The sequence below is a fragment of the Microbacterium sp. genome (assembly GCF_044340635.1).
Taxonomy (GTDB): Bacteria; Actinomycetota; Actinomycetes; order Actinomycetales; family Microbacteriaceae; genus Microbacterium.
In genome coordinates this window covers 34589-60074 of the sequence record NZ_JBIITF010000008.1, presented here as the reverse complement: position 1 = coordinate 60074, position 25486 = coordinate 34589, and the positions used below count along the sequence as shown (strand labels likewise).

Below are 25486 nucleotides of genomic sequence, written 5' to 3'. Positions count from 1 at the left end.
CCGTTTCATGACGCAGTTCTCCCCATTCTCCCCGTCCTGAGGCTCGAGGGGCGGGTGTCCTCATAAGCGGTTCGGAAAAGTTTCCCGAACTTGCGTAATGAACTCCCCCGATCGGCATCTCTTGGGTGAGAGACGCGCTTCGTTCCTTCCGGGGGACGGTGTGAAGTCGCTGCGGCGCTGGACGTCGCAGCCGCGGGGCGTGGCTTTCGGACGGTCATCCGGGGGGAGGCCGATCCGGATCCACGCTCCGCCTCATCTCGACGCCGCGGGACTCATGGGGAAGCAGCCGGCGCGAACCCGACCCGAGGCATGGGGATGCTGAAGACGGTGTCAGGAAGCGCCGGCCCGCGGCACGGGTTCGCCCGCCCGCCACACGGCGCGCACGCTGAAGTCCCGATCCCAGAGGACGAGATCCGCCGGGCCCCCGTCATCCGATGTCCCGAGTTCGGGGTGTCCGACGGCACGCGCGGGCGTCGCGGTCAGCGCACGTACCGCCTCCGTCACGGGCACGCCGGATCGGATGGCGACCCGCAGCGCGCGGTCCGACGTCAGGGTCGATCCGGCGATGGTGTCGCTGCCCTGCAGTCGTGCGGTGCCATCCCGCACCTCCACCGACCGTGACCCGAGCACCCAGTCCCCGTCGCGGTCGTCGGCGCCCGCCGCCGCCATCGCATCGGTGATGAGGGCGATGCGTCCGGGCGCCATGCGGAACAGCAGGCGCACGACGTCGGGGTCGAGGTGAACGCCGTCGGCGATGGCCTCGAGGGTGACCCGTTCGTCGAGCGCGGCTGCGGCGACGGGCCCCGGTTCGCGATGGTGCAGGCCCGGCATGGCGTTGAAGGCGTGGGTCAGGATCGTGGCGCCCGCGTCGAACGCGGCACGGGCCGTCGCCAGATCTGCGCCCGTGTGTCCGATCGCGGCGGCCGCTCCGGCCGCGACGATCCGCCTTATCGCCTCGATCGCGCCCGGATGCTCCGGCGCGAGCGTCACCTGGCGCACCGTCCCCTCGCCCGCGGCCAACAGTCGCTCGAGGTCGGTGGCGTTCGGCGCCCGCAGATCGGAGGGGTCGTGCGCGCCGCGGCGGTCGTGGTCGAGAAAGGGCCCCTCGAGGTGCGAGCCGAGGATGCCGGGGTGCCTCTCGCGGAGCCGCGCAATGCGGCGGACGCGCCGTTCGAGGTCGGCCACGGGTGCGGTGACGAGCGAGAGCACCGCGCGCGTCGTACCGTGTGCGGCGTGCGTTGCGAGGGCGTGGGTGATCGCGGCATCCGGTTCGTCCTCGCCCCCACCGCCGCTGCGAGCGTCGCCGTAGGAGGCTCTGTGCGGGCTGGCGCGAACGCCGTCGTAGGACGCGCCTCCGCCGCCGTGGACGTGGATGTCGATGAGGCCCGGCGTGAGTAACGCGCCCGCGCCCGCGGTCGCCGCGGCATCCACGATCCGGTCGCCGTCCTGCGCGGCAGCGCGCCAGGTGTCACCTGTTCCCTGTGCGGCGATGAGCCCGCCGTCGACGCGCAGCCAGGCATCCGATTCATCTCGGACGACGGACGATGCGCCGCGGGTGGGCGCGCCGCCGGATGCGGCGGCCCCGGCGGTGGGCGCCACCAGCCGGGCCGAGTGCACGATGAAGCTCATCGCGCCCCACCGATCCCGGCGGCCCGCCAGAGGGGCGCGAGAGCATCGACCCGCTCGCGAAAAGACTCCCACGTGCGCGCCGCGGACATCGCGGGCGGGCTGGACCACGCGATTTCCGCGGCAGCCGCGATCCGCGGAAAGACGAGCGCGTCGATGTCGGCAAGGGTCTCGACGGTCTCGGTCCACAGCGCCGCTTCGACACCCAGGATGTCGTGCTCGGTGAGCCCTTCGACGACCGCGAGCGGCTCCCACTCGTATGCGCGGCGTAGGCTCGTCGGCCCGTTCGCCCAGGTGAGCCCCAGGGTGCTATCGGCGTCGGGCTTCATGTCGAGGTACGTCGCGTCCGCGGGGGACAGGATGACTCTGCCGCCGTTTCGGACGAAGTCCCGCGCGAGGTCGTCGTGGCCCTCCTGGGGGGCGACGAAGCCCCAGTACTGCCCGATCGTGCCCACCGGCAGCCCGGCGACGGCCCCGGCTTCCTGCCACGTGATCGGGACCTTGCCGACATCGCGGACGACCCGGGCCGCGAGGCTCACGAAAGCGGCGAAGTCGGCGGGCGCGGTGCCGAGTGCCTCATCGCCCCCGATGTGCAGGTACGGCCCGGGGGTCAGCTCGCCGAGCTCGCGGATCACATCGCGCACGAACCGGTCGACCGTCTGATCGCCGATCCGCAGGGACGAGAACCCCACCGCCCACCCCGTGAACGGCACGCCCGCTTCGGGCAACGTCTGGCCCAGTTCGGCGACCTGCGCGCGCAGCTCCTCTGAGATCACCGGTGCCTCGACCAGCTCGGGGTAGGCGATGCCGACCGCGTGGGTGTGCCCGGGCATGTCGATCTCGGGCACGACGGTCATGTGTCGGGTGGCGGCGTGCTCGACGATGCGCCGGTAGTCGGCCTTGCTGTAGAAGCTCGTGGACGCGTCGGGTTCGGGCGTGGTCAGCCGGGGCCAGGCGTCGATCTGCAGCCGCCATCCCTGGTCGTCGCTGAGGTGCAGGTGCAGGTGGTTGAGCTTCAGGCTCGCTGCCCGGTCGATGACGGCGCACACGTCCTCGACCGAGAAGAAGTGCCGCGCGACATCGAGCATCATGCCGCGATAGGTGAAGCGCGGGGCATCCTCGATCGACAGGTGAGGAAGATGCCAGGTGGCGCCCGTGCCATCGGTGGTGGTCTCGAGCGCCTGGGCGAGCGTCTGCGTCCCGTAGAAGAGGCCCGCGTTCGTTGCGGCGACGATCTCGGCACCCGAGCCATCCGTCCGCAGCCGGTACGCCTCTGACCTGTACCCCGCTTCCGCGTCGAGACGCAGTCGGATCGCCTGTGGGCGGGGTTCTGATGCGTCCCCGGTGGGGGAGTCCCGCACGCTCAGGGCCAGCCCGGTCCGCGCCGCGATGGCCCGGCCCAACTCGTGCGCCTCGTGCGATGCCCCGGGCCCGGCGTGGATGACGAGCCCCGCGTCGAGTGAAAGCGCCCCGTCGTCGGGCTCGACGCGAGCGGGGTAGGGGATCATGTAAGGAAACCTAACAAACCCCGGGTCCGACCGCTACGGCGCGGTTTTCGCAGCCGTCATCGGAGGACATCGGGCGAGAGCGGATGCCGGCGCATCCGCTAGACTCGCGGTGTCGCGACTGGCGTTCGGGTGGGTGACCACCGGGGAGCGACTGACAACGGCATTCGACCGCTCGCCTGGGCCGATGCGGAATTTCTGCCGATGCCGTCGTCCTGGAGGTTGCTGTGATCGATCCGCTCTTCAACGCCCCGCTCTCCGAAGTCGATCCCGAGATCGCGCAGGTCCTGCAGCGCGAGCTCGACCGCCAGCGCGGCTACCTCGAGATGATCGCATCCGAGAACTTCGTGCCGGTCTCGGTGCTCGAGTCGCAGGGCTCGGTGCTGACGAACAAGTACGCCGAGGGATACCCCGGGCGCCGCTACTACGGCGGATGCGAAGAGGTCGACGTCGCCGAAGAGCTCGCGATCGAGCGGGCCAAGAGCCTGTTCGGTGCGGCGTTCGCGAACGTCCAGCCGCACTCGGGTGCCACGGCGAACGCCGCCGTGCTGCACGCCATCGCGCGCCCCGGGGATACGCTCCTCGGCCTCTCGCTCGACCACGGCGGACACCTCACGCACGGCATGAAGATCAACTTCTCGGGCCGCCTGTTCAACATCGTCGCGTACGGCGTCGACGCCGAGACATCCCTCATCGACATGGACGAGGTCCGCGCGCTCGCCGTCGAGCACAAGCCGAAGGTGATCATCGCGGGTTGGTCGGCGTACCCGCGTCGGCTCGACTTCGCCCGCTTCCGCGAGATCGCCGATGAGGTCGGCGCGTACCTGTGGGTCGACATGGCGCACTTCGCGGGGCTCGTTGCCGCAGGCCTGCACCCGTCGCCGTTCCCGCACGCGCACGTCGTGTCCTCCACGGTGCACAAGACGATCGGCGGACCGCGCTCGGGCTTCATCCTGACCAACGACGCGGACCTGGCGAAGAAGATCAACACCGCGGTCTTCCCGGGGCAGCAGGGCGGGCCGCTCATGCACGTCATCGCGGCGAAAGCGACCGCCTTCAAGCTCGCCGCGACCCCCGCGTTCCGCGACCGCCAGGAGCGCACCGTCCGCGGCGCGCACATCCTCGCCGAGCGCCTGACGCAGCCGGATGTCGCGGCCGCGGGCATCGGAGTCCGCTCCGGCGGAACCGACGTCCACCTCGTGCTCGTCGACCTGCGCGATGCCCAGATCGACGGGCAGCAGGCCGAGGATCTGTTGCACGACATCCACATCACGGTCAACCGCAACTCGGTGCCGAACGACCCGCGGCCGCCGATGGTGACCTCGGGCCTGCGCATCGGCACGCCCGCGCTCGCGACGCGCGGCTTCGGCGACGCGGAGTTCACCGAGGTCGCCGACATCATCGCGCTCGCGCTGCTGCCGGATGCCGATGTCGAGGCGCTCCGCGCCCGTGTCTCGGCGCTCACGGCCGCCTTCCCGCTGTACCCGGGGCTCGAGCAGTAGCGCCTCCGGGAGGGCACGGGGTGCCGGACAGAACTCCGGTGGATTGCTCCGAGGGATGCGCCGCTTCCGCGTGTTTCCCGCGGTTCCGCCCGGTTCCTGCGCGGGCTGGGCCACCTTCCACCGGAATGATGTCCAGCCGGCGTCCCGGTCACGGGCCTTCGACCCTGGTGGCCGCGGCACCTGCGCGCCTACAATAACTATCGACATAGGTATTTCGCCCGACTGGGAACAGTGCATCGGCGATACAGCGCAGTCCCGCAGCGAAGAAGCGCGGACGACCGACGACGGGAGACATCATGACGGCGAAGAAGCTGGACGGCAAGGCAACGGCTGAGGCGATCAAGGCCGAGCTGACGGAACGGGTCGCGGCGCTCAAGGCGCGGGGCGTCACGCCCGGGATCGCGACCGTGCTGGTGGGGGCCGACCCCGGATCGCAGCTGTACGTCGGCATGAAGCACCGTCAATCCGAGGCCATCGGCATGAACTCGATCCAGATCGAGCTGCCCGCCGACGCGACGCAGCAGGACGTCGAGAAGGTCATCGACGACCTCAACGCCGACCCGGCGTGCCACGGTTACATCGTGCAGCTGCCGTTGCCGAAGCACATCGACACCGACGCGATCCTCGAGCGGATCGATCCGGACAAGGATGCCGACGGACTCCACCCGACGAACCTCGGGCGTCTCGTACTGAACGTCAACAGCGAGATCACGTCGCCCCTGCCCTGCACCCCGCGCGCCGTCATCGAGCTGCTGCAGCGGAGCGGTTACGACCTCGCGGGCAAGCACGTCGTCGTCGTCGGCCGCGGCGTGACGATCGGGCGTTCGATCGGACTGCTGCTCACACGCCGCGAGGTCAACGCGACCGTCACGCTGACGCACACCGGCACCCCGGACATCCCGTCGTTCATCCGCCAAGCGGACGTCGTCGTCGCGGCCGCGGGCGTCAAGCACCTCGTGCGCGCCGAAGACGTCAAGCCCGGGGCCGCGGTGCTCGACGTGGGGGTCACCCGTGGCGAGCCCGACCCCGAGACGGGCAAGTCCCGTGTCTACGGCGACGTCGACCCGGCCGTGGCCGAGGTCGCCGGATGGCTCTCGCCCAACCCCGGCGGTGTCGGACCGATGACCGTCGCGCTGCTCATGACGAACGTCGTCGAGGCCGCGGAGCGCTCCGTCGCCTGACCCGGCGGGCCCGGTCGGCCCGTGACATCCGCTGTCCTGACACCGAAACACCCCTGGCGCCGCGAAACACCCTGTGTCTGGGGGTGTCTCGTCGCGCCCGGGGTGTTTCGGCGGGGGTGGTGGGTCGGTCGCTGAGCTTGTCGAAGTGACCCGCTCTGGTTCGCGGGCCCGCGCGAGTCAGCCGAGCTCGTCGAGCATGCGACGCTGCTCGTCGGTGAGCCCGTCCTTCAGCTCCCGTCGGGCGGATGCGTCCGCGCCGGGTTTCGGTGATGTCGAGGCATCCGTCGTCCCTCCAACCTTCGGTGTGCGCCCGAGCTTCGCCGCGGCGGAGTCGTACACGACCCCCGCGTGCGCCTCAACGCGGTCATCGATCGCGTCGTAGATCGCCCACGCGATCAGCAGCGCGATCGGCGGCAGGACCCAGCCCCAGAACCACCCTTCCACGCGCACCGACGTCAGCACGACCACCAGCACCCACACGATCGCCGCGACGAGCAGCACGAGCACGTACTGCGTCAGCTTTTCGCCGATCTTCGTGCGCTGGTGCGCCGAGCGCGCCGCCATACCCCGGAACCACCGCGTGATGAACGGTTTGATCCACAGCGTCGCGGCAGTCAGCACGATCGCGGCCCAGAACGCGGCCCAGCCGACCGACACCGACGCGAGCAGCAGCCCGATCAGCCACAGCACGACGAGGTTGAAGAGGTACAGCGACACGAACCGCACGATCCACTTGCGCATGCGTCCAGGGTGCCACGCGCTCGCCCGGGGTGCGAGTGGGGGTGTTCAGCCCAGGCGCACCAGCGCGGTCACATCGTCGTTCGGCAGCTCGTCCACGACGGCCGTGACCTCGAGGGAGTGGAAGTCGACGCCGCCCCGCTGCGTGGTCAAGAACGCGGTGTCGGATGCGTCGCGCCCGGTCGCGATCCGCACCATGGTGCTGCGGGGTGCGAGCGTCGTGGCATCGACGACGTGCCAGGCTCCGTCGACATAGGCCTCGGCGACGGCGTGGAAGTCCATGGGCGCGAGCCCCGGCGCATAGACCGAAACGAGGCGCGCGGGCACATTGCGTGCCCGCAGCAGCGCGACGCAGAGGTGCGCGTAGTCGCGGCAGACGCCCTGGCGGGCGAGGAAGGTGCGCACGGCGCCGTCGGTCGGCAGGCTCGAGCCGCTGACGTACCAGAGGCGCGTGCCCACCCACGAGCTGACCGCGTCGAGCAGGTCGACGCCTTCGAGCCCCTGGAACTCGGCGGCCGCGGTCGGCGCGAGCGAGTCGGACTCGCAGTAGCGGCTGGGCCGAAGGTAGCGGATCAGGTCGGTCGGAATGAGCTCCTCTTCCGGCGTCTGCCCCAGGATGGTCGCGGTGTAGCTCGCCTCGAGCTCGCCCGTGCCGACCTCGACCCGATGCAGGCGCGTGCCGTGCGAGTCGACGAGCTCTTCGGCCTCGACGGCCGCGCCGTCCAGGCTCACGAGCAGTCGTTCGGATGCGAACTCCGCACCCTTCGCGACCGCCATGGAAAAGATCAGCTCGGCCGGTTGGGTGACCGTGAGTGTCATGTGTGCGCCGACGTCTCGCTTCATCCGTCGATCATGCCAGCGGGGTGTGTCATCCGTGTGAACGGATGCCGGGGCTTGACGGTCTGTGGAACGCGTTGTAGCGGAGCATCCGGGCCTCCCGGGGCTGCCGCTTCGGCTGTGCCACACTGACGCCGGAGGCGCACATGGCAGAGCACGAGGTGTCACGAGAAGACGTGCAGCAGAACGACACCCGAACCGAGCGGGCCCAGCCGCGGCATCGTTGGTTGCGGGTCGTCCTGTGGATCGGTGTCCCGCTCGTCGCGATCCTGGTCGTGATCAGCATCGTCACGTCGGTCACGCCGTGGCCCTCCGCGATGATCATCCGCTCGGTCTTCGAGCGCGGGGGAGCGGCCACTGTTGCCGAGATGCAGCCCTACGTCCCCGACACCCCGTTGCGCGAACAGCTCGATGTCGTTTATGCCCCCGCCACGGCGGGAATCGCCGCCGCCGACACGACGATGGACGTTTTCACATCGGCGGCCGCTGGCGCGGTGCTGCCGACGGTGGTCTGGGTCCACGGCGGCGCCTGGATCTCGGGCTCGAAAGAGAACGTCGATCCGTATCTGCGCATCCTCGCGAACGAGGGCTACACGACGATCGGCGTGAACTACACGCTCGGGCCCGAGGGGGCATACCCGATCGCGATCACCCAGCTGAACGAGGCGCTCGCCTACATCGACGCGAACGCGGAAGAGCTGGGGGTCGACGCATCCCGCATCGTCCTCGCCGGCGACTCGGCGGGTGGGCAGCTCGCCAGCCAGCTCGCCGTGCTGATGACCAATCCGCGGTACGCCGACATCATGGGCATGGAACCGGCGCTCGAACCCGATCAGCTCGTCGGCGCGATCCTCAACTGCGGCGTCTACAGCCTGCCCGCGATGGCCGAGCTCGACGGCATCACCGCGTGGGGTTTTCAGGTCGCGCTGTGGGCGTACACGGGCACCAAGAACTGGTCGGCCTCGTACGAGGGAGCGACGATGTCGACGATCGAATGGGTGACGGATGACTTCCCGCCCACCTACATCTCGGGCGGCAACGGCGACGGGCTGACGTGGCTGCAGTCGATACCGATGTCGCAGCGTCTGCGCGATGTCGGCGTCGATGTCACCGAGCTCTTCTGGCCCGCGCAACACAGCCCGGCGCTGCCGCACGAGTACCAGTTCCATCTGGATCTGCCCGAGGCGCGCAAGGCGCTCGCCTACCTGGCTGACGTCACCGGCTGAGCGGAGAACGGGCGGCGCGTGTCAGGATGCGTGGAGACATCCGCGCCCGAAAGGACACCCCCATGGCCTCCCTCCCACCGCTCACTGTCCTGCGCCGCGTCGGTGGACTCACGGTCGCGGCGGGCACACTGCTCGCCGTCGCGGGCTCAGGGGCCTGGTTCGCGGTGACGAAGCAGTTGCGCGCCGAGAAGATCACGGTTCCCGGCAACGCGCCGATCTTGGCGGGCGAAACCGTGCAGGATCCCGTCTCCGCCTACGTCGAGGCCGTCGTGATCAAGGGCAACGCCGAGCGCGGCGCGGGTGGACGCACGTTCGCCGACATCAGCGACGCGCTCCGCACCGTCGAGAAGGGCAGCGAAGAAGAGGGCAAGCTGCGTGGTCAGAGCGCCTCGCTTGCGACCGCGGCTTCGCTTCGCACCGCCTTGATGACGTCCGTGCTCGCGTACGGGGTCAGCGCGCTCGTCGCCGGGCTCGGCGCGTTCTTCGTGGTCGTGGGGTCGCAGCTGCGCCGTATCGACGGCAAGTAGGCGTCGGCCGGGCGCGCGCGCCGACGTGGGCGTCGGAGATCCGGCGAGCGTCGGGTCGGATGCATCCAATCCATCCGACCCTCGCCGAATCTCCGACCTGCGCCGAGCGTCAGGGCGCGGGTAGCGCCTCGCGTCGAGTCAGCGCACCTGCGCGCTGATCACGCTCATCACCGCGGTGTCGGCGAGCGTCGTGGTGTCCCCGACATCCCGACCCTCGGCGACATCACGCAGCAGGCGCCGCATGATCTTGCCGGAGCGGGTCTTGGGCAGCTCGGCCACGATGTAGACGTCGCGAGGACGCGCGATCGGGCCGATCTGCTCGCCGACCCAGGCGCGCAGTCCCTGCGCGAGGCCGTCGGGGGAGTGCTTGTCGAGGTAGCTCTGCTTGATGATGACGAACGCGACCACGGCCTGTCCGGTCGTCTCGTCGGATGCCCCGACCACGGCGGCCTCGGCCGTCGCCTCGTGCGCCACGAGCGCCGATTCGATCTCGGCCGTCGAGAGTCGGTGACCCGAAACGTTCATGACGTCGTCGACCCGGCCGAGCAGCCAGATGTCGCCGTCGTCGTCGAGCCGCGCGCCGTCGCCCGCGAAGTAGAAGCCCTGGTCGGCGAACTTCTCCCAGTACGTCTCGACGTACCGGTCGGGGTCGCCCCAGATGCCGCGCAGCATGCTCGGCCACGGTTCGGTCGCGACGAGCAGGCCGCCGTTGCCGGTGCCGACGTGCTCGCCGGCGTCGTCGACGACGTCGATCGAGATGCCCGGGATCGGCACCTGGGCGCTACCGGGCTTCGTCGTCGTCACGGCCGGCAGCGCCGAGATCATGATCGCGCCCGTCTCGGTCTGCCACCACGTGTCGACGATCGGAGCTTTGCCCGCACCGATCACCTCGCGGTACCACATCCACGCCTCGGGGTTGATGGGCTCTCCCACCGAGCCGAGCACGCGCAGGCTCGACAGGTCGAACTTCTGCGGGATCGCCCGCCCCAGCTTCATGAACGAGCGGATGGCGGTGGGGGCGGTGTAGAAGATCGTCACCCCGTACTTCTCGATGACCTCCCACCAGCGCCCCGGGTGCGGGGTGTCGGGCGTGCCCTCGTACATGACCTGCGTCGCGCCGTTCGCGAGCGGGCCGTACGCGACGTAGGAGTGTCCCGTGATCCATCCCACATCCGCGGTGCACCAGTAGACGTCCGTCTCGGGGCGCAGATCGAAGACGTTCCGGTGCGTGAAGGCGGCCTGGGTGAGGTATCCGCCCGATGTGTGCAGGATGCCCTTCGGCTTACCCGTCGTGCCCGAGGTGTACAGGATGAAGAGCGGGTTCTCGGCGGGAAAGGGCTGCGCCTCGTGATCACCGGATGCCTCGGGCACGGCATCGTGCCACCACACGTCGCGCCCTTCGGTCCAGTCCACCTCGTTCTCGCCGCGACGTACCACCAGCACGTGCTCGACACTCGCCTGTACGCCCGAGCCGTTGCGGTCGGCGAGGGCCATGTCGACCGCGGGCTTCAGGGGTGAGACCTTGCCCTTGCGGTAGCCGCCATCCGCGGTGATGACGACCTTTGCGCCCGCGTCGTCGATGCGGGATCGCAGGCTGTCGGCCGAGAAACCGCCGAAGATGACGGAGTGGATGGCGCCGAGGCGCGCGACGGCGAGCATCGACGCGACGGCCTCGGGGATCATCGGCAGGTAGATCGCGACCCGGTCTCCGGCCTCGACACCGAGTTCTTGCAGGACGTTGGCGACGCGCTTGACCTCGTCCGTCAGCTCGGCGTATGTGATGCGACGCTCGTCGCCGAGTTCGCCCTCCCAGTAAAGAGCGACTCGGTCGCCGTTGCCGGCCTCGACGTGGCGGTCGAGGCAGTTGTAGGCCACGTTCAGTTCGCCGTCGTCGAACCACTTCGCGAACGGCGGGTTGGTCCAGTCGAGCGTCCGAGTGAACGGCTTCGACCAGTGCAGAACGCGGGCCTGATCAGCCCAGAAGCCTTCGCGGTCTTCGGCTGCACGCTCGTACAGGGCCTCGGTCGCCGTCTTGTCGGCGAAACCCTCGGGCGGGGCGAAGTGCCGCGTCTCGTTGTAGAGGTGGTCGATCTGGCTGGACATTGATGCGCGCTCCTTTGTGCGGTTCACTCCGGCGCTCGGGGCCGCCGGGGATCGTCTCTGCGAATGTACCGGCGCTTTCGGAGGGGCGACTACCGCCGAAAGTCGGTGTCGCGGGTGCTGTGGGTCGTGCTCGGCGCGTCCGATCGCAGGGCTCCTGACATCCGCGCGCTGATATACCGCCTGATCTGCCCGAATCGGCGAGATGTGCTCGAGTTCATGCGTATGCTTTTCGCGGCCGAACATTCGATTCTGGCATCGCGGCGTCCCCATGTGCGGACGTTGCACGGCGGCATCCCGTTCCCCCCACGGGATGCCGCCTTCTTCTTCCCCCGCGGCATTCTCGCGGTCGAGCTGTCACAAACCGCTGCATCCGATCGCGAGATCGAGCGTTCTGTGACAGCTCGAAGGGTTTGAGGGTCCTCCCCAGCAGGCGATTCAGGGGCAGGTCCCCGGAATGGGGGGTGGGCGCGGGAGCGGGGATGCGGGCTCTCCTAACCTCGCTGCATGCCCCCACCTTTCGTGCCCGCGCCGCCGCCCGATGTCGTCGGGCGCGCGGCCGGGCACGAAAGGTTCTCCGCCGATTTCCGGCGGCCTGATTCCGTGCACCGTGAGCCGGATCGGCGGACCGGCGGGTTCGTGCCGGCGTTCGAGCACATCAGCAGTCCCCCCGGCACCGGTTTCGTGCGCGAACGGGATTCGGCCGGGATGCACGAGGCCGAGGTGCCCGCGGTATACGCGCCATCCGAGCATCCGTCGCAACTCGCGCCGCTGGCCGCCTATCTGGACGATCCGGACGTGACGGATGTCTTCGTCAACGGTTCACGCGGGCTCTGGGCCGACCGGGGTGCGGGGGCGGTGCGCGACCCGGTTTGGCGCGCCGATGAGGATGCAGTGCGGGAACTCGCGCTCGCACTGATCGGGCTCGGGGGGCGACACGTCGACGAGGCGAGTCCGTGCGTGGACGTCCGGCTGGACTCCGGGATGCGCGTCCACGCGGTCCTGCCACCCATCTCGACCGCCGGTACGACGCTTTCCATCCGCATACCGCGGGTCGTGCGGCCGACGCTCGACGATCTCGAAGCGCGGGGGATGTTCCGCGTCCACCCGGGCTGTGCTGCCTGGCTTCGCTCGCTGGTCGCGGACCGCGTGAACGTGCTCGTCACCGGTGCCGCGGGTAGCGGCAAGACGACGCTCCTGGCCGCGCTGCTCGCTGCCGCCCCCACCTCCGAGCGCATCGTCACGATCGAGGACGTCGCCGAGCTGACGATCGCCCACCCGCACCACATCGCATTGGAGGCTCGGCAGCCGAACCTCGAGGGCGCGGGCGGGATCGGGCTCGCGCGTCTCGTCCGGGAAGCACTGCGGATGCGTCCAGACCGGCTCGTGCTGGGGGAGTGTCGTGGTGAGGAGGTTCGCGAGCTTCTCGCTGCGCTCAACACGGGCCACGACGGCGGGGCCGGCACGGTTCACGCGAGCGGATTGGGGGAAGTGCCCGCCCGGCTCGAGGCTCTCGGAGCGCTCGCGGGCCTCGACGATGCCGCCCTGGCCCGGCAGGCCGTCAGCGCGATCGGGGCGGTCGTTCACGTCGGTCGTGCCGCCGACGGCTCCCGCACTCTCGTGGGCGCGGGTCGCCTCAGCCTCGAGAGCGGGCGGCTCGCGATCGTGGAGCAGGTGCCGTGGCTCTCGTGAGGCGGCGAACCGCGACCGTTCAGGATGCCGGTCCCGCCGAGGTCGCCGAGGTCGCGCGCCGTGCAGCCGTCCTGTTGCAGGCGGGCGTCGCGCCGCTCGCCGCCTGGCGGTACCTGGCCGAGCGGGATGCCTCGGCGGCGGCTGTGCTCGCCGACCTCGACCGGGGCGTGCCCGTGGCGGCCGCGATCGCGGCTCGGGGCGAGTCGTGGCGCGAGCTGGCGGTCGCGTGGGCGGTGGCGTCCGCGGTCGGTGCGGCGCTCGCCGAAGCGTTGCGCTCCTTCGCCCTCGGGTTGAGGGATGCCGCCGAGGCGCGCGACGACGTCACCGTCGCCCTCGCCGAGCCCGCCGCCACCGCGCGACTCATGCTGTGGCTGCCGGCGGTCGGTCTGCTGATGGGTGTGGCTCTGGGGTTCGACACTCTCGGCATCCTGTTCACCGATCCGCGGGGGGTCGCGTGCCTCGCGGCCGGACTGGCGCTCGTCGTGTGTGCGCGGGTGTGGACGGCCCGCCTGATCATGCGCGCCCGACCCGATCCGGGGCTCCCGGGTCTCGACGCGGAACTGTTCGCGATCGCCCTGAGCGGCGGGGCATCGATAGACGCCGCTGCGGTGCACATCGGCCGCGCACGTGCGGCCGTGGACCCTCGCCGTGACGACGTGCAGACGGACATCCCTCCCGGTGTGCGGGACGTCCTCGACCTATCGCGTGCGGCGGGTGTTCCTGCGGTCGAGTTGCTCCGCGCCGAATCCGCGAGCGCCCGTCATCGCGCCCGCGTCGACGGACGGCTGCGGGCCTCGAAACTCGGGACCCGACTGTTGTTGCCCCTCGGAATCTGCACCCTGCCGTCCTTCTTGCTTCTCGCCGTCGCACCGCTGGTGCTGTCGATCCTCGGAACCACCGACCTCCCCGCCCTCTAGAGGAAGGACCCACCTCACCGCTCGCCTGGCACGTGTTGTCCCTCGCGGCGAGCGGTCGTCGCAATAAGTGCCAGGCAAACCGATCCTGCGTCCCGTAACTCCGGGGCCATGGATCGAACTGACCATTCGAACTGACCACATGTTCGAACTGACCACATATAGAGAGGTACATCATGAAAGACCCCTTCAGCCCTCGCGCCGTTCGGACCGCCCGGCGCCGCCTCCTCGAGGACGACGCCGGAGCCGCGACCGCCGAATACGCGATCGCCACGATGGCGGCCGTCGCCTTCGCCGGGCTGCTCGTCGTGATCATGCGCAGCGACGAGGTGCGCGGCATCCTGACCGATCTCGTCCGACGTGCTCTGACGGTGGCGTGAGCGTGCGCCGCGGGTGGGGTCGCCGCCGCGGTTGTCGCCGGAGTCGATGTCGCTGTGGGCAGCGTCGCGCACGAGTCCCGCTCGATGAGCGTGGATCCGTCGCGGCCGAGTTCGCCGTGACCCTTCCCGCCGCTCTGCTCGTGATCGTGGTGGGCGTCGGTGCGCTGGCGGCGGGGTCGCAGACGGTGCGTCTGCAGGGAGCCGCGGCGGATGCGGCCCGCCTGGTCGCGCGCGGGGAGCTACAGCCCGCGGATGCCCTGGTCGGCCGCCTTGCCGGCGGAACCATTATGCGGATCACCGAGAGCGATCGGCTCGTCTGCGTCACGCTGACGTCGCCCGTCGCGGTGCCCGCCCTCGCCGCGGCCGGACTGGATGTCTCCGCCAGCGCCTGCGCCGCGGCGGGCGGCCACTGATGCCCTGCGCTGTCCTGGAGCGCCGCTGATGCCTCGCGGTGAGGCGGGAGGCCGCTGATGGCGGGTGCGATGGTGGAGCGCGGCTGATGGCGGGTGCGATGCTCGTCGTCGGGTCGATGCTCGTCAGCGCCACCCTCACGATCGGTCTCGCGGCGACGGGCGGCGCAGCCGTGGCTGCTCGCCGCGCCGCGGGGGCTGCCGACAACGCCGCGATCGCCGCGGCCGACAGCGTGTCGGGTGCGCTGCCGGGCGAGCCGTGCGAACGCGCGGCGGAGGTGGCCGAGGCATCCGGTGCGCGGCTGGTCTCGTGCGGGACCGACGATCTCGACGCCATCGTCACCGTTGAGGTGTCGTTTGCGGGCATGGCGGCGGCGGCGCGCGCCCGGGCGGGACCGCCCCGCGACTCGGTCGATTCGGGCTGAGTCTGTGGATCGGATCCGCCGCGTCGGCCCGAATCCACCGACTCGTCACGGAGGGGGTTCCGCGCCGTCCCGACCCGGCTCACAGTGTGCGGTGTGTATGGTGTGCATCGGAGAAAGGACCCCCGTGGCCACCAGCAAGAAGCTCGTCATCGTCGAGTCTCCGACGAAGATGAAGTCGATCCAGTCGTACCTCGGTGACGACTACGAGGTGCTGTCGTCTGTCGGACACATCCGTGATCTCGCCGACAAGAAGGACATCCCCGCCGATCTGAAGAAGACCTCGGTCGGCAAGTATTCGATCGACATCGAGAACGACTTCGCCCCCTTCTACGTCGAGAGCGACCGCGGCAAGAAGACCGTCGCCGAGCTCAAGCGCGCCCTGAAGGGTGCAGACGAACTCCTGCTGGCCACAGATGAGGACCGCGAGGGCGAAGCCATCGCGTGGCACCTGCTCGAGGCGCTCAAGCCCAAGGTTCCCGTCAAGCGCATGGTCTTCCACGAGATCACCAAGGACGCGATCCAGGCCGCCGTCGAGAAGACACGCGAGCTCGACCACGACCTGGTCGACGCGCAAGAGACCCGCCGCATCCTCGACCGTCTGTACGGCTGGGATGTCTCGCCCGTCCTCTGGCGCAAGATCGGATCCGGCAGCAACGGTGCGGCCCTCTCGGCCGGCCGCGTGCAGTCTGCCGCCACCCGCCTCGTCGTCGACCGCGAACGCGAGCGCATCGCCTTCGTCGGCGCCAACTACTGGGACATCGAAGCTCAGGTCGCGAAGGATGCTTCCGCCTTCGGCGTCAAGCTCGTCCGCATCGACGGTGCCGCCATCGCCCGCGGAACCGACTTCGACGACAAGGGCCAGCTGAAGAAGGCAGTCGTCGTGCTCGACGAGGCCGCGGCCCGCGAACTCGCAACCGACGTGCAGACGGCGGGCGAGGCATCCGTCAGCAAGGTCGAGGCCAAGCCCGGAACCCGCAGCCCCTACGCGCCCTTCACGACCTCGACGATGCAGCAAGAGGCCGGCCGCAAGCTCTCGATGAGCGCCAAGCATGCCATGAGCGTCGCCCAGCGCCTGTACGAAAAGGGTTACATCACCTATATGCGTACCGACTCGGTGTCGCTGGGTACCCAGGCGATCCAGGCGGCGCGCGAGCAGGCCGTTCAGCTGTACGGTTCGGCGGCCGTGCCGCTCAACCCCCGCGTCTACAAGAGCAAGAGCAAGAACGCGCAGGAGGCGCACGAGGCGATCCGTCCCTCGGGTGAGCACTTCCGCACCCCGTCGTCGCTGACGGGATCGCTCGATCGCGATGAGCAGCGCCTGTACGACCTGATCTGGAAGCGCACCGTCGCGAGCCAGATGGCCGACGCCAAGTACGAGACCACGACCGTGACCCTCGAGGTCGCGGCCGGCGCTCGCCGCGTCGAGTTCACCGCATCCGGCACGGTCTACACCTTCAAGGGCTTCCTCGAGGCGTACGAAGAGGGGCGCGACGAAAAGCGCGGAGACGCAGACAAAGCCGACGAGCAGTCGCTGCCGCAGGTCGCCGTCGGCGACGCGCTTACCGTCACCGAGGTCGAGCCGAAGGGCCACCAGACCACCCCGAAGCCGCGCTACACCGAGGCATCCCTCGTCAAGGCGCTGGAAGAGAAGGGGATCGGCCGCCCGTCGACGTTCGCGAGCATCATCGACACGATCCTCGACCGCGGCTACGTCACCAAGCGCGGCCAGGCCCTCGTGCCGAGCTGGATCGCCTTCAGCGTGGTCCGGCTTCTGGAAGAGAACTTCCCCGACCTGATCGACTACGACTTCACGGCCGCGCTCGAGGACGACCTCGACGCGATCGCCCGCGGCGAGCAGGGTCGCGTCGCGTGGCTGCAGGAGTTCTACTTCGGCTCCGAGGGTCACGCGGGCCTGCGGAACATCGTCGACAACCTCGGCGAGATCGACGCCCGCGAGCTCAACTCCCGCCCTATTTCGGATGGCGTGACGCTCCGTATCGGCAAGTACGGCCCGTACCTCGAGGTCGTCGACCCCGAGAACCCGGAGGCCGACCCGCGCCGAGTCAACGTGCCCGAAGACCTGGCGCCCGACGAGCTGACACCCGCCAAGGCGCAGGAGCTTATCGAGGCGCCCGTCGCCGGCGACCGCGTGCTCGGCGAGCACCCCGAGACCCACAAGCTCGTTGTCGTCAAGGACGGCCGCTACGGCCCCTATGTGCAGGAGCTCGAGCCCGAGGAGCCCGCGGGCGTGGACGAGGCGACCGGTGAGGTCGTCGACGCTCCGGCCCCGAAGAAGCGCGGCACGAAGAAGGAAGTCGCGCCGAAGCCCCGCACGGCCTCGCTGTTCAAGAGCATGTCGGTTGACACGATCGACCTCGACACCGCCCTGCGCCTGCTCGAGCTGCCCCGCACGGTCGGTACCGACCCCGAGTCGGGCGATGTCATCACCGCGCAGAACGGCCGGTACGGTCCGTACCTGAAGAAGGGCACGGACTCGCGTTCGCTCGAGAACGAGCAGCAGATCTTCGACATCGACCTGCCCGGCGCGCTCGCCGTGTACGCCCTGCCGAAGTACGGCGCGCGCCGCCCGTCGAGCGCGCTCAAGGAGTTCGAGGCCGACCCTCTCAGCGGCAAGCCGATCCGCATCCGCGACGGACGCTTCGGCGCCTACGTCACCGACGGCGAGACCAACGCGACGATCCCGCGCGGTGAGAGCGTCGAAGACATCGACTTCGAGCGTGCCGTGCAGATCCTCGCCGACAAGCGCGCCAAGGGCCCCGCCCCCAAGCGCACCGCGCGGAAGCCTGCGGCCCGCAAGGCACCGGCGAAGAAGAAGTGATGACGGATGCCGGGGGCGCGGCGGCAACGTCGCGCCCGGGTCCGCGCCCGGGTCTCTGGGTAACGCTCGAGGGCGGCGACGGCGCCGGGAAGACCACGCAGGCGGCGCTGCTGCAGGAGTGGCTCGAGGCATCCGGTCGAACCGTCGTGCGCACACGCGAGCCGGGCGGTACCGAGGTCGGCGTGCTGATCCGCGACATCGTGCTGCACCATCGGGGCGAGGTCGCGCCGCGCGCCGAGGCCCTGTTGTACGCCGCCGACCGGGCGCAGCACGTGCAGACGCTGGTGATTCCCGCGCTCGAGCGGGGCGACGTCGTCGTGCAGGACCGGTATCTCGACTCATCCGTCGCGTATCAGGGGGCCGGACGCGTGCTCGACGCGACCGAGGTGCGCGACTTGTCGCTGTGGGCGACGGGCGGCGCGTTGCCGGACGTGACGATCTTGCTCGACCTGGACCCCGCGGCGGCCCGTGCGCGGCTCGACGCGGACGACAAGCCGTTCGATCGGCTCGAGGCCGAGCGCGAGGACTTCCACACCCGGGTGCGCACGGCGTTCCTCGACCTCGCGTCGGCGGAGCCCGAGCGGTTCCTGGTGCTCGACGCGACCCTTCCGGCGGCCGAGCTCGCGGCGGCCGTGCGGGCCCGCATCGAGCCCCTGCTCTAGCCGCTCGGGTCGGCCGCGGTTCCGCGTGCGCCCATGTCCGGACAGTACTCCGGAGCTTCTGGCGTCGTCGGGGCCCAACCGTCATTTGTGGCGTCCGGATACGCAACTCATCCGGAGTACTGTCCGCCAGCCGGTCGCGTCGGCAGCCCCGGCTAGTCTGGGGAAGTGCCGACGCCCGCCCCCTCCGCCCTTCCGTGGGGTGCCGTCTGGGGTCAGGACGCCGCCGTCGCGTCGCTCTCCGCGGCCGCGCGCGGCGACTCCGAGGGCATGACGCACGCCTGGCTCCTCACCGGCCCGCCGGGCTCGGGTCGCTCCACCCTCGCCTACGCGTTCGCCGCGGCGCTCATCGCGAACGACGAGGGCGACGAGGGCACGATGCGGCAGGTGCTGGCCGGCACGCATCCCGACCTCACGGCGCTCCGCACCGAACGCGTCATCATCACGATCGACGAGGCGCGAAAGCTCGTCGAACGGGCGGCATATTCGCCCTCCCTTGGCCGCCACCGCGTGATCGTGGTGGAAGACGCGGACCGGATGACCGAGCGCACCTCCAACGTCCTGCTCAAGTCCCTCGAAGAGCCGCCCGAGCGCACCGTGTGGGTCTTGTGCGCGCCGAGCGAGGCCGACCTGCTGCCGACGATCCGCTCGCGCGTCCGCTCGGTTCGGCTGCGCGAGCCCGAGGTTGAAGACGTCGCGCGGCTCGTCGCCGACCGCACCGGGGCGTCCCCCGAGATCGCCGAGCAGGCCGCGCGCCACGCGCAACGGCACATCGGTATGGCCCAGCGTCTCGCGTCTGACGACGGTGCTCGCGCGCGCCGCGACGAAACCCTTCGCGCGGTGCTCGCCGTCCGCAATGTCGGTGACGTCGTGGCCGTCGCTGCCCGCATCGTCGAGGTCGCGACCGACGACGCGAAGGCTCTCACCGCCGAGCGCGACGCGACCGAGCGTGCCGAGTTCCTCCGCACCATCGGTGTGACCGAGGGGCAGGCGGTCCCGCCGTCGGTGCGCTCCCAGCTGAGCGCGCTCGATGACGACCAGAAACGGCGTGCCACACGGAGCCTCCGGGACGGGATCGACCGGGTCCTCACCGATCTGCAGTCGATGTTCCGCGACATCGTCATGCTGCAGTACGGCCGCGACAGCGACCTCGTGAACGTCGAACTCGAGCCGGAGCTGCGGGCTGCCGCATCCGCGTGGACTCCGCAGCGCACACTCGATGTGCTCGATCAGCTGCAGATGACTCGTCGTAACCTTGAACAGAACGCCGCGCCCGCCCTCGCCCTCGAGAGCATGCTCGTGACCGCGGCGACCGGAAGGATCTCGTGACCCGCACCGAACGCCGTGGCCCCGCACATCACCCCGCGCGTCACGCCGGCCGCATTCTGCGCGCTTCGATCGCCCTGGTGGCCGCATCCGTGATGTTGAGCGGATGCCTCTACGCGGCCATCCCCGAAGAGCCGACCTCGTCCGCCCCGGCGATCGAGGACCCGAGCGATCTCGACGCGTTCTATGCGCAGCAGCTTTCGTGGACCGGTTGCGGTCAGTTCGAGTGCACCACGGTGACGGCGCCGCTCGACTGGGAGGATCCCGCCGCCGGCACGATCGGCCTCTCGGTGATCAGGTCGGGGGCGACGGGGTCCGAGCGGATCGGGTCGCTCTTGACCAATCCGGGCGGGCCGGGCGCGAGCGGTGTCGCCCTGGTGCGGGACTCGCTCGACTTCGCGGTCGGCTCCGCTCTACAGGAGTCGTACGACATCATCGGCTTCGACCCGCGCGGGGTGGGGGAGTCCACGGCAGTCGCATGCTTCGACGCGGCGGACATGGACGCCTACCTCTACGAGATCCCCGCGAACCCGCGCGGGTCGGCGGAGTGGGAGGCCGAACTCACCGAGCGCAACGCCGCGTTCTCCGAGGCGTGCGAGGCGAACAGTCAGGGCATCCTGCCGTTCATCACGACCACCAACGCCGCGCGGGACATGGACCTGCTGCGGGGTGTGCTGGGCGATGACCAGCTGCACTACCTCGGCTATTCGTACGGCACTTTCCTGGGCGCCACGTACGCCGAGCTGTACCCCGAGAACGTCGGACGGATGGTGCTGGATGGCGCGATCGATCCGTCCATCTCGGGTCTCGAGGTCGGCACCGAGCAGGCGGTCGGGTTCGAGAACGCCCTGCGCGCGTACATGGCGGACTGTCTCACGACCCAGGAATGCCCGTTCCGCGGCTCGGTCGACCAGGCGATGGCCGACCTCGGTGCGCTGCTGGCGAGCGTCGACCGCACACCGTTGCCGGCCAGCGACGGGCGCGAGCTCGGCGCCGACAGCCTGGTCACGGCGATCGTTGCCGCGCTGTATTCGCAGGCGAACTGGTCGTTTCTGACCCAGGCGCTCAGCGAGACGCTGCAGGGCGATCCCGAGACGGCGTTCCTGCTCGCCGACTTCTACAACGGTCGCGAGGGTGGCGTGTACACCGACAACTCGGCCGAGGCGTTCCGTGCGTACAACTGCATGGATTACCCGGTGGATGGTTCGCAGGCGGATCAGGATGCATCTGATGCCCTCATCGCCGCCGAAGCCCCGACGATCGCCCCGTATTGGGCGGGCCCGGATCCGTGCGACGTCTGGCCGTACGAGCCGACCGGAACCCGTGGACCGATCGCCGCGGCCGGTGCGGCGCCGATCCTCGTGGTCGGCACGACCGGCGATCCCGCGACCCCGTACGCCTGGTCGGTGGCGCTCGCGGAGCAGCTCGAGTCCGGCACCCTCGTGACGAACGTCGGCGAGGGGCACACGGGCTACAACAAGGGCAACGCGTGCGTCGACGACGCGGTCGAGGCGTACTTGATCGACGGCACCGTGCCGCCGGACGGCCTCTGCGGCTGACGCTTGCGCGAGTGCACGACGTGCGCGCGAGTGCACGACGTACGCACCGTACGGAACCCGTGCGCTCGGTACGAAGTAATGCACTCGCGGGCTTGGAGCGCGAAGTTCACGAGTGCACCCGGCAGCCTGTAAGATCGTTGCTTGTGCATCGCGCAAGCGGCGCGCGCCACCTTAGCTCAGACGGCAGAGCGATTCACTCGTAATGAATAGGTCAAGGGTTCGATTCCCTTAGGTGGCTCCACGAAATGGCAGGTTAAGTCCCGTTTATCGCCAGCTTGGGGTGCGCTTTGCCCACATTCGAGCGGCTTCGCCCGGCCCTTGCGCTCTGAGTCGCCTCGCCCCGTCGACGCGGCAGTTTGCATCGATCGCGTATGCGAGACCCGGTGTGAACTTCAGCTGGACTGAACTGAACTCCCTGCCCTAGGCGACGATCGCGGACGGGGACGTGCGGGCCGCGTACCCGCTCGGAAGTTTGACGGTCAGGAGTAGTCCTGGCTGACGGCGAGAAAACGGATGGGAAGTTCCAGGAGCTTCAGTGGTCCGTGGGGCCCCTCGCCGTCGATGAGGAGCGAGTCCCCGGGTGCGAGACGGTATTCGTAGGCACCGTGGCCGTAGATCATCAGACCTTCGAGCATGTACAGGAACTCGGGGCCGGGGTGTTGGAACAGGGGGAATACCATCGATGCCTCGTTGAGCGTGACGAGGGTGGGTTCGAGGGCTGGGCCGGCGCTGCTGCGGAGGTGACCGAGAGACGCGTACTCGTGCCCATGCGTAGTACCGGTGCGGACGGTGATCGCTCCGTGACCGCTAGGGGTGTAAATCGCCTCGCGGTCTGTATCAACACCGCGGAACAGGGCCGTGACCGGGATATTCAGCCCGTCGGCGAGTTTCTGGAGCGTGGTGAGGCTGCAGGATGTCGTGGCGCTCTCGATGCGAGAGATCATGGCTCGCGACAGGCCGGTCAGGCCAGCGAGATCAGCGGCGGTCATGGACGCCGCGGTGCGGTACTCGCGCAGGCGCTGGCCGATTACTCGCTCGAGGTTCTCGGCGCCGCCGTGTTCCGGGGTGGCGCCCTGCTCGTCGGCCCCCGCGTCCTCGGGGCCTGAGGCCTCGCCACGCTTGGGGTTCGACAGCATGTTCACCATCCTATGTTTGCATCAGCAGGCGCTCGAGGATGGTCGCGAGGTCCTCCGCACCCGCCTCAGCATCCCACCCCTCGACGTACTCCTCGGGCGAGTGCGAGATCCCAGACGGATTGCGCACAAACAGCATCGCGGTCGGCACCGAGGCCGCCAGTACACCCGCATCGTGTCCTGCCCCTGTGGCGAGGACGGGCGCGTCGGGCAGCACCTCGCCGAGCCAGTCGCGCAGAGCGCCGTCGAAGTCCGCCGTGGCGCTGAAGGACTCCTCGACCACGGTGACTGTGCATCCCTCGCCCGCGGCGAGAGCCATGGCCCGGGCCCGGATACTCTCGACCAGCCCCAGGGTCACCGCATCATCGGGATGCCGCACGTCGAGCCAGAGGTCGACCCTTGAGGCGATGACGTTGCTGCCACCCGGCACGGCCTCGATTCGCCCGACGGTCGCGCGGGCGTCGAGCTGGCCACGCGCCTGGGCGCGCACGTCGACGATGATCCGGCTTGCGGCGACCATCGGGTCGCGACGGTCCGACATCAGCGTCGTACCGGCGTGGTTGCCCTCGCCCGAGACGCTCAGTCGCCAGCGGCCGTGGCCGAGGATCGAGGACCCGATCGCCACCGGTCGGTCGAGATCCACCAGACCGCGGCCCTGCTCGACGTGTAGCTCGACGAACCGCCCGACGCGCGCGACGGACGCGGGGTCGTGCCCAAAGCCGCCCGGATCGAATCCGCTCGCAGCGGCGACCTCGGCGAACGTGTTGCCGTCTCTGTCTTTCAGGCTGAGGGCGCGAGCGGGATCAATTGCGCCCGAGAGTAGTCGTGATCCGAGACACGCCACACCGAACCGTGACCCTTCCTCCTCCGGAAAGACGACCACTCCCAGGGCGCGGCGCGGTTCGACGCCGCGTGCTCGCAGCAGATCGACGGCGACAAGCGCGGAGGCGACTCCCAGCGGCCCGTCGAATTCGCCACCGCCGGGCACGGAATCGAGGTGGCTGCCGGTCACGACCGCGTCCTCGAACGAACCGGATGCCGGCGCCCACCATGCCCAGATGATGCCGTTGCGGTCGGTGGTCACATCGAGCCCGCGCTTGGTGGCCTCGGCGACGAACCACTCCCGTAGCTCTCGTTCGGAGGGGTCGAAGACGGGACGGCTATAGCCGCCCCGTCTCGGGTCGCGGCCCACGGAGTTGATCGCGCCCAGGAGGCCCATGACCGTGTCGGCCGGCCCGGCCCCGAGGAGCCCGGTCATGCCGCCACTCCCGACGCGGCCACGAGGAAGCGATCGGGAACGCCGCCCTCGCCCGTCGCCAGGTCTGCCGCGAACTCTCCGACCAGCGGCGCGAACTTGGCACCGTGCCCGGAGCAGGGGGAGACGATGGTGATACCGTCGACGCCGTCGATCACGAAGTCCTCGTGCGGGGTATTCGTGAACAGGCAAGTCGTTTCGGCGTAGGGCTCGGGCACGAGCCCGGGCAGGAACTCCTTCACATACGCGACTACCCGCTCCCGATTGCGTGGATCGATACGCCCGTCCTGGTGCGCCGCCGAGGGCATCGCCCGGCCGCCGTTGTATTCGGCGATCTTCTGCCCGCGGAAGTCGGCGTCTCGCCCGCCCGGTAGCCCGTACACCTGGATCTGGTCCGACTTGGAGATCAGCGTCGGCCATGAGCCCGCGGCATCCGAGTCGGCGTAGGGAAAATGGTAGGCCTGCTCTTGGCGCACGGTGAACGTCGGTAGCGCCTCGAGAAATGCTTGCGGTAGATCGATCTCGCTGAGTAAATCGGGTAGCCACCCGCCGGCCGCGACGACGACCCGCTCCGCTTCGACCGTGTCGCCCGAGGTGGAGCGCGCGCGATACCCGTGCGCGGTCTTTTCGACCCGCGCCACGGTCCAATCGCTCCGCACCCGCGCGCCGTGCGCGACGGCCTGGGCGAGCATGGCGTGCACGCTGCTCTCGGCGTCGATCACGCCGGCCGCCTCGTGCCAGAGCACCGGGGAGTCGAAGGCGATGCCCGGCCAGCGCGCCGCCGCCTCCGTCGACGACAGCAGCTGATGCTCGACGCCCTGCGCTTCGAGGACCCCGGCCAGCCCGACCGGATCGCGGAGCGCGCCGAAGTCGACGCAGCCCCCGCTCGAGATCAGCGTTTGCGCGGCCGCCCGCTCGAGTTCATCCCATCCCGGTCGTGTCCGTTTCACCAAACCCACGTAGAACGGGTCGGCATAGGCGTAGCGGAATATGCGGGCCGAGCCGTGCGAGCTGCTCATCTCGTTGGCTGGCTCCGAGCGCTCCAGCACGGTCACGTCGTGTCCGCGTTGCGCCAGGCGCCAGGCGGTCGCGGCGCCCGCGAGGCCGGCGCCGATGACGAGGAAGGAGGAGGGCTTCATGCGGGATCTTTCTGATCGAGAGGCGGAAGCGGGTTTCGGGTGCGGGCGGTCTCAGACCACGCGGGCTACGGCGACCCGGTGCTCACTCAGGCGGACCGCGGCGACCACCGAGTCCGGGTCGGTCGGTGACTCGTGTTCGATCTCGAGCGAGCTACGTGAGGGACCGGAGCGCCGTCGGGTCATCAAGTTGAGCACCCGCACGGCGCCCGTCACTGTGACGGCACGGGTGGCCTGCTCGCCCCGGAACGCGATCGCGACCTCGGGCGCCGCTCGGATGACCTGCCCGTCGATCTCGATCTCGAGCCGGTCGCCCTCGACGAGGAGCAGGTGGCGGTTGACGCCCGGAAACGGCGAGAAGTCGGCAGGAAGGTCGATCTCGGCCAGACTCAGCCGCCAGTCGAATGTTCCGTCGCCGGGGTTCACCGCCGCGGTGACCACCCGCGTCGAGCCGAGACCGTTGGCCCATGGCTCGGCGGGCAGTAGGCGCAGCTCGTCGAGCGAGACGGTCCTCAC

At 69.7% G+C, this 25486-nt stretch carries 23 protein-coding genes, 1 tRNA gene and 1 riboswitch; of the genes, 15 read left to right on the top strand and 9 right to left on the bottom strand.

Annotated elements, in window-relative coordinates:
* Positions 1-330: 330 nt before the first annotated feature.
* Together ACIQ0W_RS08870 and ACIQ0W_RS08865 are read right to left on the bottom strand one after the other, a co-directional pair.
* Positions 331-1629: an N-acetylglucosamine-6-phosphate deacetylase gene (locus ACIQ0W_RS08870; protein ID WP_396642413.1), complete on the bottom strand. Its 1299-nt coding sequence runs from the start codon at positions 1627-1629 to the stop codon at positions 331-333.
* Positions 1626-3134 (bottom strand): beta-N-acetylhexosaminidase, encoded by a 1509-nt coding sequence (locus ACIQ0W_RS08865; protein WP_396642411.1) that lies wholly within the window; start codon positions 3132-3134, stop codon positions 1626-1628. Before ACIQ0W_RS08865 ends, ACIQ0W_RS08870 begins: the two co-directional genes overlap by 4 nt.
* 104 nt (positions 3135-3238) lie before the next feature.
* Positions 3239-3323, top strand: a riboswitch (ZMP/ZTP riboswitch).
* A gap of 35 nt (positions 3324-3358) precedes the next feature.
* On the opposite strand from ACIQ0W_RS08865, the gene glyA reads away from it, so the two are divergent.
* Both glyA and ACIQ0W_RS08855 read left to right on the top strand, forming a co-directional pair.
* Entirely contained in the window at positions 3359-4633 is a 1275-nt protein-coding gene (glyA, locus tag ACIQ0W_RS08860; RefSeq protein WP_396642410.1) for a serine hydroxymethyltransferase, read from the top strand.
* A 296-nt stretch (positions 4634-4929) separates the two neighbouring features.
* Positions 4930-5814 (top strand): bifunctional methylenetetrahydrofolate dehydrogenase/methenyltetrahydrofolate cyclohydrolase, encoded by an 885-nt coding sequence (locus tag ACIQ0W_RS08855; RefSeq protein WP_396642408.1) that lies wholly within the window; start codon positions 4930-4932, stop codon positions 5812-5814.
* Positions 5815-5991: 177 nt separating this feature from the next.
* Here the strand turns inward: ACIQ0W_RS08855 and ACIQ0W_RS08850 are convergent, their stop codons facing one another.
* Together ACIQ0W_RS08850 and ACIQ0W_RS08845 are read right to left on the bottom strand one after the other, a co-directional pair.
* The gene (locus ACIQ0W_RS08850; RefSeq protein ID WP_396642407.1) at positions 5992-6555 is read right to left on the bottom strand and encodes a hypothetical protein; all 564 of its coding nucleotides are present in this window, start codon (positions 6553-6555) and stop codon (positions 5992-5994) included.
* Between the two features lie 45 nt (positions 6556-6600).
* On the bottom strand, positions 6601-7395 hold the full coding sequence (locus ACIQ0W_RS08845; protein ID WP_304686420.1) for a transglutaminase family protein: 795 nt from the start codon (positions 7393-7395) through the stop codon (positions 6601-6603).
* 140 nt (positions 7396-7535) lie between these two features.
* On the opposite strand from ACIQ0W_RS08845, the gene ACIQ0W_RS08840 reads away from it, so the two are divergent.
* A complete protein-coding gene (locus tag ACIQ0W_RS08840; RefSeq protein WP_396642406.1) occupies positions 7536-8615 on the top strand; it encodes an alpha/beta hydrolase in 1080 nt (359 codons plus the stop codon).
* Positions 8616-8677: 62 nt separating this feature from the next.
* Positions 8678-9142, top strand: coding sequence for a hypothetical protein (locus ACIQ0W_RS08835; protein WP_396642405.1), 465 nt, complete (start codon positions 8678-8680; stop codon positions 9140-9142).
* Positions 9143-9280: 138 nt separating this feature from the next.
* Here the strand turns inward: ACIQ0W_RS08835 and acs are convergent, their stop codons facing one another.
* The gene (acs, locus tag ACIQ0W_RS08830; protein WP_396642404.1) at positions 9281-11245 is read right to left on the bottom strand and encodes an acetate--CoA ligase; all 1965 of its coding nucleotides are present in this window, start codon (positions 11243-11245) and stop codon (positions 9281-9283) included.
* A gap of 114 nt (positions 11246-11359) precedes the next feature.
* Here acs and ACIQ0W_RS08825 point away from each other — a divergent pair, with 114 nt between their 5' ends.
* The 11 genes from ACIQ0W_RS08825 (at position 11360) to ACIQ0W_RS08775 (ending at position 21687) form a co-directional block, all read left to right on the top strand.
* Positions 11360-11659 carry a hypothetical protein gene (locus ACIQ0W_RS08825; protein ID WP_396642403.1) on the top strand — a complete coding sequence of 100 codons (300 nt, stop codon included), beginning with the start codon at positions 11360-11362 and terminating at the stop codon, positions 11657-11659.
* Between the two features lie 291 nt (positions 11660-11950).
* A complete protein-coding gene (locus ACIQ0W_RS08820; protein WP_396642500.1) occupies positions 11951-12934 on the top strand; it encodes a TadA family conjugal transfer-associated ATPase in 984 nt (327 codons plus the stop codon).
* Positions 12922-13851, top strand: a complete 930-nt coding sequence (locus ACIQ0W_RS08815; protein WP_396642401.1) for a type II secretion system F family protein — start codon at positions 12922-12924, stop codon at positions 13849-13851. Before ACIQ0W_RS08820 ends, ACIQ0W_RS08815 begins: the two co-directional genes overlap by 13 nt.
* Positions 13852-14024: 173 nt before the next feature.
* Positions 14025-14228, top strand: coding sequence for a DUF4244 domain-containing protein (locus ACIQ0W_RS08810; protein ID WP_396642400.1), 204 nt, complete (start codon positions 14025-14027; stop codon positions 14226-14228).
* 116 nt (positions 14229-14344) lie between these two features.
* Positions 14345-14641, top strand: coding sequence for a hypothetical protein (locus tag ACIQ0W_RS08805; RefSeq protein ID WP_396642399.1), 297 nt, complete (start codon positions 14345-14347; stop codon positions 14639-14641).
* 86 nt (positions 14642-14727) lie between these two features.
* Positions 14728-15063: an Rv3654c family TadE-like protein gene (locus ACIQ0W_RS08800; RefSeq protein ID WP_396642398.1), complete on the top strand. Its 336-nt coding sequence runs from the start codon at positions 14728-14730 to the stop codon at positions 15061-15063.
* 124 nt (positions 15064-15187) lie between these two features.
* On the top strand, positions 15188-17902 hold the full coding sequence (gene topA / locus ACIQ0W_RS08795; RefSeq protein WP_396642397.1) for a type I DNA topoisomerase: 2715 nt from the start codon (positions 15188-15190) through the stop codon (positions 17900-17902).
* On the top strand, positions 17902-18564 hold the full coding sequence (tmk, locus tag ACIQ0W_RS08790) for a dTMP kinase (RefSeq protein WP_396642396.1): 663 nt from the start codon (positions 17902-17904) through the stop codon (positions 18562-18564). The genes topA and tmk overlap by 1 nt, the downstream gene beginning before the upstream one ends.
* 165 nt (positions 18565-18729) lie before the next feature.
* The gene (locus ACIQ0W_RS08785) at positions 18730-19890 is read left to right on the top strand and encodes a DNA polymerase III subunit delta' (RefSeq protein WP_396642394.1); all 1161 of its coding nucleotides are present in this window, start codon (positions 18730-18732) and stop codon (positions 19888-19890) included.
* A gap of 92 nt (positions 19891-19982) precedes the next feature.
* Positions 19983-21446: an alpha/beta hydrolase gene (locus tag ACIQ0W_RS08780; protein WP_396642499.1), complete on the top strand. Its 1464-nt coding sequence runs from the start codon at positions 19983-19985 to the stop codon at positions 21444-21446.
* Between the two features lie 165 nt (positions 21447-21611).
* A tRNA-Thr gene (locus tag ACIQ0W_RS08775) sits at positions 21612-21687 on the top strand.
* 238 nt (positions 21688-21925) lie between these two features.
* On the opposite strand, the gene ACIQ0W_RS08770 is transcribed toward ACIQ0W_RS08775, so the two are convergent.
* Genes ACIQ0W_RS08770 through ACIQ0W_RS08755 form a run of 4 tightly spaced genes read right to left on the bottom strand, consistent with a single transcriptional unit; the run spans position 21926 to position 25486 of the window.
* Complete coding sequence (locus ACIQ0W_RS08770) at positions 21926-22582, bottom strand: helix-turn-helix domain-containing protein (RefSeq protein ID WP_396642393.1); 657 nt, start codon at positions 22580-22582, stop codon at positions 21926-21928.
* 10 nt (positions 22583-22592) lie between these two features.
* Positions 22593-23837, bottom strand: coding sequence for an allantoate amidohydrolase (locus tag ACIQ0W_RS08765; protein WP_396642392.1), 1245 nt, complete (start codon positions 23835-23837; stop codon positions 22593-22595).
* A complete protein-coding gene (locus ACIQ0W_RS08760; RefSeq protein WP_396642391.1) occupies positions 23834-24973 on the bottom strand; it encodes an FAD-dependent oxidoreductase in 1140 nt (379 codons plus the stop codon). Before ACIQ0W_RS08760 ends, ACIQ0W_RS08765 begins: the two co-directional genes overlap by 4 nt.
* 51 nt (positions 24974-25024) lie before the next feature.
* A complete protein-coding gene (locus ACIQ0W_RS08755; RefSeq protein WP_396642390.1) occupies positions 25025-25486 on the bottom strand; it encodes a HutD family protein in 462 nt (153 codons plus the stop codon).

Bases quoted from the DNA above. Each gene is read 5' to 3' on its own strand.
- ACIQ0W_RS08870 (WP_396642413.1), bottom strand. From the start codon at position 1,629: ATGAGCTTCATCGTGCACTCGGCCCGGCTGGTGGCGCCCACCGCCGGG.
- ACIQ0W_RS08865 (WP_396642411.1), bottom strand. From the start codon at position 3,134: ATGATCCCCTACCCCGCTCGCGTCGAGCCCGACGACGGGGCGCTTTCA.
- ACIQ0W_RS08855 (WP_396642408.1), top strand. From the start codon at position 4,930: ATGACGGCGAAGAAGCTGGACGGCAAGGCAACGGCTGAGGCGATCAAG.
- ACIQ0W_RS08850 (WP_396642407.1), bottom strand. From the start codon at position 6,555: ATGCGCAAGTGGATCGTGCGGTTCGTGTCGCTGTACCTCTTCAACCTC.
- ACIQ0W_RS08845 (WP_304686420.1), bottom strand. From the start codon at position 7,395: ATGAAGCGAGACGTCGGCGCACACATGACACTCACGGTCACCCAACCG.
- ACIQ0W_RS08840 (WP_396642406.1), top strand. From the start codon at position 7,536: ATGGCAGAGCACGAGGTGTCACGAGAAGACGTGCAGCAGAACGACACC.
- ACIQ0W_RS08835 (WP_396642405.1), top strand. From the start codon at position 8,678: ATGGCCTCCCTCCCACCGCTCACTGTCCTGCGCCGCGTCGGTGGACTC.
- acs (WP_396642404.1), bottom strand. From the start codon at position 11,245: ATGTCCAGCCAGATCGACCACCTCTACAACGAGACGCGGCACTTCGCC.
- ACIQ0W_RS08820 (WP_396642500.1), top strand. From the start codon at position 11,951: ATGCACGAGGCCGAGGTGCCCGCGGTATACGCGCCATCCGAGCATCCG.
- ACIQ0W_RS08810 (WP_396642400.1), top strand. From the start codon at position 14,025: ATGAAAGACCCCTTCAGCCCTCGCGCCGTTCGGACCGCCCGGCGCCGC.
- ACIQ0W_RS08800 (WP_396642398.1), top strand. From the start codon at position 14,728: ATGGCGGGTGCGATGCTCGTCGTCGGGTCGATGCTCGTCAGCGCCACC.
- tmk (WP_396642396.1), top strand. From the start codon at position 17,902: ATGACGGATGCCGGGGGCGCGGCGGCAACGTCGCGCCCGGGTCCGCGC.
- ACIQ0W_RS08780 (WP_396642499.1), top strand. From the start codon at position 19,983: ATGTTGAGCGGATGCCTCTACGCGGCCATCCCCGAAGAGCCGACCTCG.
- ACIQ0W_RS08770 (WP_396642393.1), bottom strand. From the start codon at position 22,582: ATGCTGTCGAACCCCAAGCGTGGCGAGGCCTCAGGCCCCGAGGACGCG.
- ACIQ0W_RS08765 (WP_396642392.1), bottom strand. From the start codon at position 23,837: ATGACCGGGCTCCTCGGGGCCGGGCCGGCCGACACGGTCATGGGCCTC.
- ACIQ0W_RS08760 (WP_396642391.1), bottom strand. From the start codon at position 24,973: ATGAAGCCCTCCTCCTTCCTCGTCATCGGCGCCGGCCTCGCGGGCGCC.